The organism is Eubacteriaceae bacterium ES3 (assembly GCA_030586155.1).
Classification (GTDB): Bacteria; Bacillota; Clostridia; order Eubacteriales; family Eubacteriaceae; genus Acetobacterium.
Window position 1 is genome coordinate 1,819,662 of sequence record CP130741.1, and the last position, 14,644, is coordinate 1,834,305.

General features: G+C 38.6%; 13 protein-coding genes. All 13 read right to left on the reverse strand.

What is annotated here, in order from left to right:
* Positions 1-25: 25 nt before the first annotated feature.
* Positions 26-928: a protein translocase subunit SecF gene (gene secF / locus Q5O24_08290; protein ID WKY46386.1), complete on the reverse strand. Its 903-nt coding sequence runs from the start codon at positions 926-928 to the stop codon at positions 26-28.
* A gap of 12 nt (positions 929-940) precedes the next feature.
* Entirely contained in the window at positions 941-2,212 is a 1,272-nt protein-coding gene (gene secD / locus Q5O24_08295; protein ID WKY46387.1) for a protein translocase subunit SecD, read from the reverse strand.
* A 22-nt stretch (positions 2,213-2,234) separates the two neighbouring features.
* Positions 2,235-3,713 carry a glutamate--tRNA ligase gene (gene gltX / locus Q5O24_08300; protein WKY46388.1) on the reverse strand — a complete coding sequence of 493 codons (1,479 nt, stop codon included), beginning with the start codon at positions 3,711-3,713 and terminating at the stop codon, positions 2,235-2,237.
* Between the two features lie 34 nt (positions 3,714-3,747).
* Positions 3,748-4,689, reverse strand: coding sequence for a tRNA epoxyqueuosine(34) reductase QueG (gene queG / locus Q5O24_08305; protein ID WKY46389.1), 942 nt, complete (start codon positions 4,687-4,689; stop codon positions 3,748-3,750).
* Positions 4,690-4,720: 31 nt separating this feature from the next.
* Entirely contained in the window at positions 4,721-5,302 is a 582-nt protein-coding gene (yihA, locus tag Q5O24_08310; GenBank protein ID WKY46390.1) for a ribosome biogenesis GTP-binding protein YihA/YsxC, read from the reverse strand.
* 11 nt (positions 5,303-5,313) lie between these two features.
* Positions 5,314-7,695 carry an endopeptidase La gene (lon, locus tag Q5O24_08315; GenBank protein ID WKY46391.1) on the reverse strand — a complete coding sequence of 794 codons (2,382 nt, stop codon included), beginning with the start codon at positions 7,693-7,695 and terminating at the stop codon, positions 5,314-5,316.
* Positions 7,696-7,794: 99 nt separating this feature from the next.
* On the reverse strand, positions 7,795-9,066 hold the full coding sequence (gene clpX / locus Q5O24_08320) for an ATP-dependent Clp protease ATP-binding subunit ClpX (GenBank protein ID WKY46392.1): 1,272 nt from the start codon (positions 9,064-9,066) through the stop codon (positions 7,795-7,797).
* An 11-nt stretch (positions 9,067-9,077) separates the two neighbouring features.
* On the reverse strand, positions 9,078-9,695 hold the full coding sequence (clpP, locus tag Q5O24_08325; GenBank protein ID WKY46393.1) for an ATP-dependent Clp endopeptidase proteolytic subunit ClpP: 618 nt from the start codon (positions 9,693-9,695) through the stop codon (positions 9,078-9,080).
* A 24-nt stretch (positions 9,696-9,719) separates the two neighbouring features.
* The gene (gene tig, locus Q5O24_08330) at positions 9,720-11,015 is read right to left on the reverse strand and encodes a trigger factor (protein WKY46394.1); all 1,296 of its coding nucleotides are present in this window, start codon (positions 11,013-11,015) and stop codon (positions 9,720-9,722) included.
* 255 nt (positions 11,016-11,270) lie between these two features.
* Positions 11,271-11,975, reverse strand: a complete 705-nt coding sequence (locus Q5O24_08335; GenBank protein ID WKY46395.1) for an ABC transporter ATP-binding protein — start codon at positions 11,973-11,975, stop codon at positions 11,271-11,273.
* A 9-nt stretch (positions 11,976-11,984) separates the two neighbouring features.
* Complete coding sequence (locus Q5O24_08340; GenBank protein ID WKY46396.1) at positions 11,985-12,743, reverse strand: ABC transporter ATP-binding protein; 759 nt, start codon at positions 12,741-12,743, stop codon at positions 11,985-11,987.
* Positions 12,743-13,747 carry a branched-chain amino acid ABC transporter permease gene (locus tag Q5O24_08345; GenBank protein ID WKY46397.1) on the reverse strand — a complete coding sequence of 335 codons (1,005 nt, stop codon included), beginning with the start codon at positions 13,745-13,747 and terminating at the stop codon, positions 12,743-12,745. Before Q5O24_08345 ends, Q5O24_08340 begins: the two co-directional genes overlap by 1 nt.
* A 2-nt stretch (positions 13,748-13,749) precedes the next feature.
* On the reverse strand, positions 13,750-14,631 hold the full coding sequence (locus tag Q5O24_08350; GenBank protein WKY49233.1) for a branched-chain amino acid ABC transporter permease: 882 nt from the start codon (positions 14,629-14,631) through the stop codon (positions 13,750-13,752).
* Positions 14,632-14,644 lie beyond the last annotated feature (13 nt).

Genomic DNA, 14,644 nt, shown 5'->3' on the forward strand with positions numbered 1-14,644 from the left:
TAATTGAGGCTGTCTTTGCTTAAATTTAACTATTTGCCATATTTTTTTTAGTTTTAACCTTATCGGATTGTTTTTCCTTTATTTTGCACCAGAGGGTACTGGCTATAAAGATTGAAGAGTATGTTCCACTGACAATTCCGACGATTAACGGTAGTGCAAAATCTCTAATCGACTGAACGCCTAATACATAGATCGAACCAATCGCTAATAAAGTTGTTAATGAAGTATTGATACTTCGCTGAATTGTTTGAGAAACACTGGTATCCACCAGAATTTCATATTCAAATTTACCGAAGCGATTTCTATTCTCGCGGATTCTGTCAAAGACAACAATCGTATCATTGATTGAGTATCCTAAAATAGTCAGGATAGCTGCAATAAATGGTGAGTTGACCTGAATCTGAAAGAGCGAATAAACACCCAGAACAATAATTAAATCATGAACCAGGGCTACAATCGCAGTTAAACCGAATAAAAACTCGAAGCGGAATGTTATATAGGCAAGCATTAGAACAACGGCCACCAGAGAGGCAATAATGGCATTATAGGTCACTTCTGCTCCAATTGAAGGACTTACCGTATCAATCGATAAAAGATCGGTGCTTTCCAGGCTATATTGTTCCTGAAATGCACTAAACAAGCCTGTTCTCTCTTCTGTTGATAAATCTTTTTTTGTTGAGATGATGACTTGTGTTCCTTCGTCACCTGCATTGGTTATATCGGCATCCGCGTCATATTCATCAACAATGGTTCGAACATCACTGGTTTCAAAGGGCGTCTTTAAATCAATGGTAATAATCGTACCGCCGATAAAATCGATCCCAAAATTTAGTCCTTGAATCATCAATGATCCCAAACTGATGACAATCAATATAGCTGAAAGAATAAACCATATTTTACTTTTTTCAACGATTTGCATTTTTTTCATTTATTCTTCCTCCTAAATACCATAAAATTTCTGATTTTTAAACAGTTCGGTTCGAACCATCAGGGTAATCAGATGTCTGGTAATCACCACTGCTGTAAACATACTCAGTAAAATCCCGATAATTAAAGTAACCGAGAATCCCTGTACACTGCCGCTGCCTAAAAAGAATAAAACAAATCCGGCAATCAAAGTGGTGATGTTTGAATCAAGAATAGTGGTAAAGGCTCGCGAAAATCCTGAATCAATGGCTGTTAAAAGGGATTTTCCCAATCTTGATTCTTCTTTGATACGTTCAAAGATAATTACATTGGCATCCACCGCCATCCCAATCGATAATATCAGCCCTGCAATACCCGGTAATGTGATCGTTACATTCAGGACCACCATAACTGTTAAAAACAGCAGAATATAAATTATTAAGGCCAAATCAGCAATAATACCCAAGCCACGATAGAAAATCAGCATAAAGATTAATACCAGAGCAATCCCAATCGCACCAGCATAAATACTTTTTTGCAGAGAATCCTGACCTAGTGTTGGTCCAATTGTCCTGATCTCTACAGGTGTTAACTCAACTGGTAAAGCACCACCGCGAATCAGAGCCGCCAAATTTCCAGCTTCATCAAGGCTTTCCATTCCTTCAATTACCGCTTCACCCGAGGTGATTGCTGCATTTACTGTAGGTGCTGAAATGACCTCGTCGTCAAGTTTAATGGTAATCGTCTGGCCAATATAGGTTTGTGTCGCTTCCGCAAATAAGTCTGTCCCATTATCACTAAATTCTAGGGTTACAACCGGTTGTTCTACGCCAGCACTATTCGTCTGCATAACAGCTTTAGAATCAATGACATCTTCGCCGGTTAAAATGACAGAACCGTCCGGTGCCAGAAATTCCAACTGAGCTGTAGCCCCTATTAGTGCCAATGCCTCTTCCTGATCACTGACTGAAGGAATTGAAACACGAATTCGGTCATCGCCCTGTTTAGTAATGGTCGGCTCAGTTACACCAATTGAATCAATACGCTGACTGATAGTCAATATTGCCGATTCCATATCTTCGACAGAAACCGGATCATCATCAGTAGAGCTTGCTTCCAAAACAACATTAACTCCACCAGTTAAATCCAAACCATAATTAATTTTAGAACCAATATTACCAATATTGTAAATGCCAACATTAAAGCCATTGAATAAAACATATGAACTCAAGCCGATTAAGATGATAACAGCAATTAAAAGTATTGAGCTCTTTGATTTACTTGATTTTTTAGTTCTTTTACTCATTTTTATGCCTCCTCAAAGCTCCTCAATTTTCAATCAGTGACTTCACGGCTTCAAGTCTCGCCAGCACTGCTTCTTTGCCTAAAACATCCATGATCAGGGTTAAATCTGGTCCATGCATTTCCCCGGTAATCATAATTCGAGTCGGCATATAGAGCATTTTTCCTTTAATTTTTTCTTCTTTCTGAATTTCTTTTATTATAGCTTTTGCACGTTCAGAATCAAGGTTTTCCGATTCATTAACTTTTGTCACCAATGCATTAAATAGACGTTTTGTCGATTCTTCAGCTATTAGTCCCAAGGCTTCTTCATCAGTAATTTGAATATCATCAGAAAGTATCTGAGATAATTCATCGGGTACCTGGGCAAAATATTCGATTCGTTCCTTTAGTAGGTCAGCGACCTTTTCTAACCACGCTTCTTTTTGAGACACTTCATCAGCGGTCAGCATTCCTGCTTCCAGTAAAAATGGCAGCATCTTCTGTATAAATTGTTCTGTTGGTAAAAGTCTGATGTATTGGGCGTTCATCCAGTTTAATTTTGCTCTGTCAAAAACAGCTCCGGATTTATTGATTCTGGAAAAATCAAAGGCTTCAATCAGTTCTGGCAAAGAAAAGATTTCCTGATCGCTGTCAGGACTCCATCCCAATAGAGCCAGAAAATTAATTAAAGCTTCCGGCAGGTAGCCTTTCTTGAGAAAATCTTCTACCGATACATCGCCTTGACGTTTGCTGAGTTTCTTTCTGTCGTTATTCAGAATGTTAGGCAGATGAACAAAAATCGGCTTTTCCCATTCAAAACATTCATATAAATAGATGTGTTTTGGTGTAGAAGGCAGCCATTCCTCGCCTCTAATTACATGTGTTATTTCCATTAAATGGTCGTCTACTACCACGGCAAAATGATAGGTTGGGAAACCATCGGCTTTTATCAGCACCTGATCATCAAGGTCATCCGTATTAATCTCAATATGTCCCCGGACCTGGTCATCAAAAGCAATGATATGATTTTCAGGGAGTTTTAGCCGGATGGTATAAGACTCTCCATTTTTTATCCTTTGATCGACTTCATCTATCGATAAAGTACGACAATGTCCGTCATATCGGGGAGTTTCACCCTTTTCCTTTTGTTCTTCACGCACTTGATCCAGCCGCTCTTTAGAACAAAAACAATAGTAGGCAACTCCTTTTTCCAATAATTGCGTAATATACTTTCTATAAATATCTAAACGCTCAGATTGAATATAAGGTCCCAGTTCGCCCACTTGATCCGGTTTACTATCTTTTAGCACCAGACCTTCATCAGGATTGATTGCTGTTACCATTAAAGCATTTAACAGATTTTCTGTCGCACCTTCTTCAAGCCTGGTCCTGTCTGTATCTTCCAGACGCAGCAAAAATTTTCCATTCATTTTTTTTGCATAGATATAATTATACAACGCCGTTCTTAAACTGCCAACGTGAACATTTCCAGTCGGACTTGGCGCAAAACGATCTCTAACCATTGATTCCTCCACATATTGATTTCTAACTTTAGTATTATATCACTTTTGATCTGTTTTTCATAATCAGTTTTGTGTTTCTTATGAGATTTTTTTTTCCCCGCCAACCAGCTGAGGTTTTTTTAAAATAATTTTTGAATTCACGATTCGTCATTTTTATAACTTCTTCGGGAAAGGGGTACTTATCTTCAACACCTGTAATAAAAGAAGGGTCACCCGTTTTATCCAGTTCCTGATTATATGGACAAGTGATCTGGCATCTGTCACAACCGTAAATATATTGGGTAAAATATTTTTCTTCTGATTCCATGATTTCTTTTTTTTGAGTCAAATAAGAAATGCATTTACGGGGATCAAAATGGAAGTTCTCACCCAAGGCACCTGTTGGACAAGCATCAATACAATTTCGACAATCACCGCAACCACTTTTAACAGCAATACTTTTTTTGAAGGGGATTTGCTGATTGAGCAGGATTTGGCCAATGAAAAAAAAGGAGCCCATTTTCTCGTTAATCAGGCAATTATTTTTTCCAAAGAAGCCAAGACCTGCCCGGTATGCCGACCCACGATCGATCAGGCCGCTATTATCAATAAATATTTTGTAATCTATTTTATTACCAACATATTGATTTGAATTTAAGTCTGCCATAAGCGCTTCTGCTTTTTTTTGTAGAACGTTATGATAATCCTGCCCCCAGGCAACTGATGCCAGTTGACAACGCTCATTGATGTCCGGTGGTTCTTCAAACCCCTGAAAATAGTTGACTCCAAAAGCGATTCCCATTTTAGCCTGTTCATAATATTCACTGAATTTAATCCGTTTTTCCGGAAGATCCCCCTCAAATCCAGTTAAATAGTTTTTACGATATCGGTCTTGCATGATTTCCAGACATTCATACAATGGCTCCACTGAAAAAAATCCAATCAGATCAATTCCAGCTTTAGCAGCAGCTTTTCTGACTTCCATTTCGTTTAACATTTTTCTCCAAATAAAAAGGGCATATAGCCCTTTAAATCTTGCCTTCAATGCATTTCCATGCTTCTTCTTTACCAAGTAACGATTCTGCCGAGAATAAAATAATCTTCTGATTCTGTTCTGCTGATAAAGCTTTGCGAATTTGAGCTGTTGATTTCTTTGCATCATTCTTAGATAGCTTATCTGCTTTAGTAGCAATAACTACAGGATTAATGCCATAATAGCATAACCAATCATACATCAGCTGATCATCTTCGGATGGTTTATGCCGAGAATCAATCAGCTGGAATACCTGAACAATATTTTTCCGTTCTCTAAGATATTCCTCAATCATCAGGCCCCACTTCTCCCGCTCCTTTTTTGAAACCTTAGCATATCCATAACCCGGCATATCTACAAAATAAAACTGCTCATTGATCCGGTAGAAATTCATGGTTTGGGTCTTTCCCGGTTGTGAGCTGGTTCGAGCCAAAGCCTTACGCCTAATTAAAGTATTGATAAAGGACGATTTACCGACGTTAGATCGCCCCAGAAGAACAACCTCCGGTAAGATTTCAGTAGGATACTGAGCTTTTGATACAGCACTGATTACTATCTCAGCTTTTGAAACATTCATATTTTCTCCATTTACTTAAAAACAATCTTGATTACTTCATTCATCTTTGAAACCATATTAATGTTTAAAGCTTCTAGGACGACTTCTGGCACATCTTCAAGATCTTTTTCATTTTCTTTTGGGAGAATGATATCTTTAATTCCTGCCCGATGCGCTGCGGTCAGTTTTTCCCGTAGTCCGCCAATTGGTAAAACACGGCCTCTCAAAGTAATTTCACCGGTCATAGCCAAATTTTGAGGAACACCTTTATTAGTTAAAGCAGATATTAGTGCAGTCGCTATTGTAATACCCGCCGAAGGACCGTCTTTGGGCACTGCACCCTCTGGCACATGAATATGTATATCTTTCTTTGTATAAAAATCATTGGCAATACCCAGAACTTCAACTTGGGATCTAATGAAACTGATGCCTGCCTTAACAGACTCTTTCATAACATCACCCAGCTGACCAGTAATCTCGATTTTTCCAGTTCCATCTACGACAATGACTTCAATTTGTAAAGTATCACCGCCAACTGGTGTCCAGGCCAGACCGTTGACCAAACCAACCTCTTTTGTATCCTCAGCCAAATCAAAACTGAATCGATGTTTGCCCAAAAATTTACTTAAATTCTTTTGAGTAATACTAACAGATTTTTTATCATTTTCAACGATATCTTTAGCTGCTACCCGGCAAAGCTGAGCAATTTTTCGATCCAACTCACGAACGCCAGACTCACGGGTGTAATACTCAATAATATTCTTAATAACACTCTCACTGATACGACAGGTAGATTTTTTTAATCCATGAATCTCAAACTGCTTAGGAATCAGATATCTTTTGGCAATTTCCAGTTTTTCACTTTCAACATAACCATTAACATCGATTATTTCCATACGATCGAGTAGTGGCCGTGGAATAGTGTTTAATGAATTGGCAGTTGTCAGGAATAAAACCTGAGACAAATCAAAGGGTAGTTCCAGATAATGATCTGTAAATGAATTATTTTGCTCTGGATCTAAGACTTCAAGCAAAGCTGATGCCGGATCCCCATTAAAATCCTGTCCCAGTTTGTCGACTTCATCCAGTAAAAATAGTGGATTTCTACTGCCAACTTTTTTCAGATTATAGATAATCCGGCCAGGTATTGCCCCAATATAGGTTCGGCGATGACCACGAATTTCAGCTTCATCGCGAACTCCACCCAATGACATGCGGACATACTTCCGATTAAGGGCTCTGGCGATCGATTTTGCAATCGAAGTTTTTCCAACACCTGGCGGTCCTACCAAACAGATAATCGGAGATTTCAATCCGCTAGAAAGCTGTAAAACAGAAATATATTCAAGAATACGCTCTTTTACATTTTTTAGTGAATAATGATCTTCATCTAAAATCTTTCTGGCAATCGATACATCAATCGTTTCCTCGGTCATGGTATTCCAAGGCAGATCCAGAATCCATTCGACATAAGTTTGGATCAGACCAGCTTCTGAGGAACCCTGGGGGACCTTGTTCAGACGATTAATCTCATTGGTCACTTTATCTCTGACTTCATCTTCGACATCGAGTTCACTAAGTCGTTGTCTGTATTTTTCAACATCTGTCTGCACATCACCTTCACCCAGCTCATTCTGGATTATTTTGATCTGCTCACGTAAATAATATTCCCGCTGATGCTTATACATTTCATTGCGAACTTTTTCATCAATATTGTTTTCTATTTTAATCAGTTCCAGCTCTTCAACTAAAATTTCGTAAGTCAGACGCAGACGTTTATTAATATCCGTTTCTTGAATCAGTTTCTGACTTTCCTGCAGCTCAAGAAATAAATTTGCCCCAATAGTGTCAATTAACTGGTCCGGATTCTCAATCGATTCAACTGATGTAATCAAATCAGCAGCCACTTTTCTGGTAATGTTCATATAATTCGAGAAGGTCTCACGAATCATTCGGATAAGTGTTCTGTTTTCCTTTGAATCGCGATAAACGGAGTTGATCATCTCAGTTTTGACCATAAAGTAGGGATCAATACTTTCAAAATCAATAATTTCCCGACGCTCACGAACTTCAACTAGAACTCGAACTAAACCATCCGGCATTTTTAGCAACTGCTTGACTTTGACTTTACATCCGATGCGGAAAAAATCGTCGATTGTAATTTCTTCTTTTTTCATTTCTTTTTGGGTTACCAGAAAAGCCATCTGATTCCGCTCCATAGCAACTTCCAGGGCCTTTACCGATTTTGGGCGTCCCACATCAAAATGGATAACCATACCGGGAAATACACTCATACCACGCAGTGGGATCAGCGGTAACACTTCTTTTTCCATTAATAACAGATCTGAATCGGACAGGTTAGCCTGACCTGAAATATCTTCTGAAATAGTATTATTATCTAAACTTTCTTCCATAGTCATTCCCCTTTCATGTTCATGCCAATCGACAGGAAAAGGCTGTACGCGCACCTTGAAAGAATTTCTCAACAGCCTCACGAACAGCCAAACTTATAATTATGATACTTCGTCGTTTTTTTCCTTTTCAAGCCCAGTATTATTACTAAGAATAAGAATTGGCTCAACTTTATTGTCAACCACTTCTTTAGTGATAATGACTCTTTCGATATTTTCATTAGATGGCACGTCAAACATAATATCAAGCATAATTGTCTCGATAATACCTCTCAGACCGCGGGCACCTGTTTTGTTGTCGAGTGCCTTTTGGGCAATCGCTACCAGAGCGTCCTGCTGAAATTCAAGATCTACACCTTCTATTTTAAACATTTTAATGTATTGTTTAACCAATGCATTCTTCGGTTCAGTCAGGATCTCAATTAATGCAGCCTCATCGAGGTGTTCAAGTGAAGCAATTACAGGTATTCTTCCGATGAACTCAGGTATTAATCCATATTTTAGCAGATCTTGAGGTTGTACATCTTTATAATCCTCATCTTCAAGTTTTTGAGCACTATTTCTGATATCGGCGCCAAATCCCATCGAACTTTTATCAATTCTTTTCTCAATAACTTTATCCATTCCATCAAATGCACCACCGCAGATAAATAGAATATTGTTAGTATTGATTTGAATAAAATCTTGATGAGGATGTTTACGTCCACCCTGGGGCGGAACATTAGCAACCGTTCCTTCGAGTATTTTTAAAAGCGCCTGCTGTACTCCTTCTCCGCTAACATCTCGGGTAATAGACGGGTTATCCCCTTTACGGGCAATTTTGTCTATTTCGTCGATGTATATAATCCCGGTTTCAGCGCGTTCAACGTCAAAATTTGCAGCCTGCAAAAGTTTTAAAAGAATGTTTTCAACATCTTCACCGACATAACCCGCTTCAGTTAATGATGTGGCATCAGCAATCGCAAAAGGCACATTGAGTACTCTGGCAAGTGTTTGAGCCAGCAGTGTTTTACCAGAACCAGTCGGTCCAATCAGTAAAATATTACTCTTTTGCAGTTCCACCTCGGGATCATTTTCAACAATTGAAGATATTCGTTTATAGTGATTATAAACTGCAACTGAAAGCGCACGCTTAGCTTTGTTCTGTGAAATAACATATTCACTCAATTTATCTTTAATTTCTCTTGGCTTGGGTACAGATTCCATGGAAATATCTGCAGCAATACTCTCGACGTCAATAATTTCCTGACATAGTTCGATACATTCATTGCAAATATAAACACCAGGACCAGCTACCATTCGCTTAACTTGAGACTGGCTTTTTCCGCAAAAAGAACATCTTGCTGAGTCAAATCCATCATCTTTATTAGTCATCTTCAAGCCTCCTATCTTTTTACAATAATCTCATCAATTAAACCGTAAGCTTTTGCTTCTTCTGCAGTCATGAAATTATCGCGGTCTGTATCTTTAGCAATAGTCTCAATTGGCTGTCCGGTTCTTTCGCTTAGAATTGTATTTAGTTTTTCTCGTGTCTGAATCAGACGACGAGCGTGAATTTCCACATCAGTACTTTGTCCCTGGGCACCACCTAAAGGCTGATGAATCATTACTTCACTGTTTGGTAAAGAAAAACGCTTTCCCTTTTCCCCCGCAGCTAGTAAGAACGCACCCATTGATGCCGCCATCCCAATACAAATTGTTGAAACATCACATTTAATATAATTCATGGTATCATAAATTGCCATTCCAGCTGTTATTGAGCCCCCAGGACTGTTAATATAGACCTGAATGTCTTTTTCAGCATTTTCTGATTCCAGGAAAATTAGCTGACCAACGATTAATGATGCCATCGCATCGTTGACTTCGCCATTTAAAAATATAATTCGTTCTTTTAAGAGACGAGAAAACAGATCAAAGGATCGTTCTCCCCGTCCGGTCTGTTCAATTACCATTGGAACGAGATTTCCGGTTATTTGCGGTTGATCTGTTATACTCCTTAACATATGCAACATCTCTACTTTCTTAAACTACTCAGCTTTTTGAACAGCAGCATCTAAAAGCATATCAATAGTTTTTCTTCTTCTGACATTTGCCTCGATGTATTCAATCATACGATCCTGCAGCGAGCCTTTATATTCTTCAAAATCTTTACCATAAGCTTCTGCAAAGACTTTAATTTCGGCATCGACTTCTTCTTCAGTTACTTCAACATTTTCAACTTCACCAATCGTTGCCAGAACAAGTTCAACTCTAATATTCTTTTCAGCATCGCCTTTTAAGTTGTTTCGGAAATCAACACGACTTGTATTGGTGTATTTGAAATAATCATCCAATGTCAGACCCTGCTGGCTCATCTGATTTTCAAATGTTTGCATATTCTGATCTACTTCTTCTTCGATCATTAGGTCAGGAACATCAAATTCTGCACTCGCCAGGGCAAATTCCACAACATCTGATTGTGCTTTACCTTTTAGCTGTTCTTTTTCAGTTTCGAATAATTTTTTAGTTAAATCTTCTTTTAACTCCTCCAGAGTGTCGAATTCACTAACATCTTTAGCAAATTCATCATCAAGAACAGGAAGTTCTTTTTCTTTGATACCCTTAATTTGAACTTTAAACACAACATCCTTACCTTTAAGGTTTTCTGCGTGATATTCTTCCGGGAAAGTAACATTTACATCAAGAGACTCACCGATTTTTCCACCAATCAGTTGCTCTTCAAAACCGGGAATAAATGTCTGGCTTCCGATTTTTAAATCATAATCAGAATCTTTTCCGCCGACAAATGGTTCATCTCCAAGGAATCCTTCATAGTCAATTGTTGCTACTGAACCGTCTTTCACTTCACCTTCTTCAAGGGTGACTAATCGGCTGTTCTGATCCTGCATTTTTTCTAATTCTGCTGCTATTTTTTCTTCAGAAATTACTGGTTCAAGTGAATCAATTTCAGCGCCTTTATAATCACCAAGAACAATTTCTGGTTTAACACCGACTTTTACAATAAAAGTTGCGCCTTCTTCTTCACTGATTTTTTCGATCTGTTCCAGATCAGGTCGTGTAACAGGATTGATATCAATTTCTTCCAGCGCCTTTGTGTAAGCTGATGGAAACACAATATCAATGGCATCTTCCATAAAAATACCTTTTCCATAATGGGACTCAATAACCTGTTTAGGTACTTTACCTTTTCTGAATCCTGGTACTGAAAACCGTTTTTTATTTTTATCATAGGCTTTTTTGACCGCCTGTGAATATTCCTCAGGACTAATTTCGATTTTTATCGTTGCTGTGCTTTTTTCAATACTTTCTAATGTTGAACTCATTCTTTCCTCCGTGTCCTTAACAAAAATATTATTTTCATTGAATTTTAACAGTATATCATAGGAAATATTCCATATCAATCATGAAAATTCAAGGATTTTAAAAACTTTATTCATTTTAACATATTCAAACCTATCCGACAAATATTCTGGATAAATTTAAAGAACTTTAAATATTATTTACCAATCATTCTCAATACGGAAGCCCTGACACAAGCCAGAGCTCCACTATATTATTCTGAATAATAAACTTTTGACTTAACCACCCAGATAGGCTTCCTGAACCTCCGGATTTGCCATCAGATCTCTGGCGTTGCCTTCTAGTTTTATGACACCAGTTTCCAGGACATATGCACGGTTAGCAATGTGCAAAGCTTTGTTAGCATTCTGTTCAACCAGAAGAACCGTCGTGCCCTCACTGTTGATTGTTTGAATCATATCAAAAATTTCGTCGACCAATAATGGCGCCAATCCCATCGAAGGTTCATCCAGTAAGATCAGCTTGGGTCTGGTCATTAAGGCTCTCCCCATGGCTAACATCTGTTGTTCTCCACCACTTAAGGTACCGGCAATCTGTTTGATACGTTCCTTTAGTCTTGGGAAATTATTGAATATTTTTTCCATATCCTGCTGAATAGCTGCCTTATCTTTTCTGATATAGGCACCCATCAGAAGATTTTCATATACTGTCATTTCAGCAAAAATTCTTCGTCCTTCAGGAACATGCGCAATTCCTAGAACAGGGATCTGATATGAAGGAACTTTATTGATATTTTCGCCTTCAAATGTAATCATCCCCTCACTCGGTTTTAAAATACCTGAGACAGTTTGAAGAATCGTTGTTTTTCCTGCTCCATTCGCACCAATCAGAGTAACAATTTCGCCCTCATTGACTTCAAAATTAATACCTTTGATGGCGTGAATCTTTCCATAATGTACGTTTAAATCTTTTACTTTAAGCATTCCCGCCTCCTAATCGCCCAGATAAGCTCGAATAACATCTGGATTCGATTTAATTTCATCAGGAGTTCCTTCGGCTATGGTCTTGCCATAATCAACGACCACGATCCGTTCGCAAATTCCCATGACCAGTTTCATGTCATGTTCAATCAGCAGTACGGTGATGTCAAATTTGTCCCGGATAAAATGAATAGTCTTCATTAATTCAGCTGTTTCATTTGGATTCATACCGGCTGCCGGTTCATCAAGCATTAACACTTTGGGATCTGTTGCCAGTGCTCTGGCAATTTCCAGTTTTCGCTGCTGACCGTAAGGCAAATTTTTCGCAAGTGTATCAGCGTATTCTCCCATATCAAAAATCTCAAGTAGTTTGTAGCATTCTTCATGAGCTTTTTTTTCTTCCGTCCAGAATTTCTTTGTTCTAAACATTCCTTGTATCAAATTATAATCGATAAAATTATGATATGCAATTTTTACATTTTCGATTGCAGTTAAGTCTTTGAATAATCTGATATTCTGAAAAGTTCGACTGGCACCCATTTTGACAATTTCATTAGTACTTTTTCCAATAATACTCTGACCTTCGATGTTAATTGTACCCATTGTCGGGACATAAACTCCCGTCAGCATATTAAAAATTGTCGTTTTTCCAGCTCCGTTTGGTCCAATCAAGCCTACCAGCTCATGCGCTTCAAGCTTTAAATTAAATTTATCAACTGCAGTAAGACCACCAAATTGCATGGTTATATCTTTGGCCTCCATAACCGGCATTACTGGTCACCTCCGTCCGTTGTCGATTTTCTGCTCTTTTTCATTGTCATTTTATCAATAAAATCTGTTAATGAAAACTCTGCTCTTCCCAGCATACCCTGAGGTCTGAATATCATCATGATAATCAATAGAAGAGAATAAATCAGAAGTCTGTATTCTGAAAACTCACGTAACATTTCCGGCAAAACAGTTAGTACTATTGCCGACAGTATCGAGCCGGTGAGACTACCCAAGCCACCAAGAACAACGATAACAAACATTTCTATAGAAAACATAAAGGCAAATTTACTTGGCTCCAGAAATGCCTGATAATGAGCGTATAAGGCTCCGCCCACACCAGCAAAAAAGGCTGCCATTGTAAAGCCGAGGACTTTGTAAATAGTTGTCGGTACACCGGCTGACTCCGAGGCAATCTCATCTTCACGAATTGAAATGATCGCTCGCCCGTGCTTTGAACGGGCAAATGTGAAAATCAGTATCGCCACTATTACGGTGATAAAAAACACATTGTTAAAATTAACAAGTTTACTGATACCCTTATAGCCCGCTGCACCGCCAGTTGGTCCGAAATTGATAAAGAAGATTCTAATAATTTCGGCAAAACCGATGGTTACGATTCCCAGGTAGTCACCCCGTAATCGCAGTGTCGGTGTTCCAATAAGAACCCCAAAAATTCCGGCGACGATACCGCCGACTGCCATCGCCAGGCAAAGAAGTAGAATACCTGGCAGTTCTACACCCGCATCTACGATTGACTTTGTTACCATTGCCGACGAATAGGCTCCAATTGCCATAAAACCAGCATGTCCCAGCGCCATTTGTCCTAAAAATCCAGCGACAATATTCAAACTTAAGGCCATAATAATCATGATACAAGTCATGATCATAATCCCGATATAGTAATTGTTGATTGTCTTCGTCTGAATTAAAATAAAAAACACAAGATATAGAAGCGCAATGGCGCCAGTATTAATAATATATGATTTTTTCTTTTTTGAATCCATTCTCACACCTTCTCTCTTGTATTCTTGCCAAGAATTCCGGTTGGTTTGAAAAGCAGAACGATGATGAGAATCGCAAATACTATCGCATCAGCCCAAGTTGTGGAAATATAGGCTTTTGTCATTGTTTCGACCATTCCGATAATAAAGCCTCCAAGCATTGCTCCCGGAACAATTCCGATACCGCCCAGTACCGCAGCAATAAATGCTTTTAGACCAGGCATGACACCCATTGTCGGAAAAACCTGAATGTAGGCAACACTGTACAAAACACCACCAAGAGCACCTAAAGCTGAACCCAAGGCGAATGTCAAAGAGATTGTCCGATTAACATTAATCCCCATAAGAATCGCAGCATCCTTGTCTTCGGAGACGGCACGCATGGCACGACCCTGTTTGGTTTTGCGGATATATAAATCCAGTAAAATCATAAATACAATTGACAACCCGACTGTTATCAAAGTTGTTGAACTGATCTCAATAGTTCCCAGATAAAATATTTTTTCTGGAAATAGCTTAGGCATTACTTTAGGATCAGCTTTGAAAATCAGAAGTGCTAAATTTTGTAAAAATATACTTACACCAATTGCTGTAATTAAGGCCGATAAACGCGGCGCATTTCGCAGTGGTCGATAAGCAATAAACTCAATCGCTACACCCAGAACCGCCATAATAACCATCGATGTCAAAAAAATCGCCCAGACGGGCATATTGTAACTGGTTGCTGCAATAAAAGCAAAATACGCACCAAACATCATAATTTCACCGTGAGCGAAATTAATCAGCTTGATAATCCCGTAAACCATCGTATAGCCAATTGCAATCAGCGCATAAATACTTCCTACATTTAGCCCATTAATCAGCTGTTGCAGAAATAAACTCACAATAACTCCCCCTTAT